1 protein-coding gene is annotated in these 253 nt (G+C 38.7%); it reads left to right on the top strand.

Going from position 1 to position 253, the window contains the following annotated elements:
* Positions 1 to 61: 61 nt before the first annotated feature.
* On the top strand, positions 62 to 253 hold a 192-nt coding region (locus R2R70_RS21740; RefSeq protein ID WP_410979158.1), incomplete at its 3' end, for a glutaredoxin domain-containing protein.

The raw sequence follows: 253 nt of genomic DNA, 5'->3' as shown, positions 1-253 counted from the left end.
CTAGCTTACCAACGATAACAGGTCGCTAATCTCGTTTAGCTAAACCGATAGAGGATTTATTATGAGTAACGTTGTTTTATACACCAAGGCATATTGTCCATTTTGTCAGCGCGCTATGGCGCTTTTAAAAAGCAAAGGCGTTGAATTCACTAATTTTGATATTGGTGTACAACCTGAACTTCGCGATGAAATGATTACTAAAGCCGGTGGCGCAAGCACTGTACCGCAAATTTTTATTAATGATGAACATATC

Source organism: Cobetia sp. SIMBA_158 (assembly GCF_046566945.1).
Lineage (GTDB): Bacteria > Pseudomonadota > Gammaproteobacteria > Pseudomonadales > Halomonadaceae > Cobetia > Cobetia amphilecti.
Note: the sequence above shows the minus strand (reverse complement) of the source record. Positions and strands in the feature narration are given on the sequence as shown.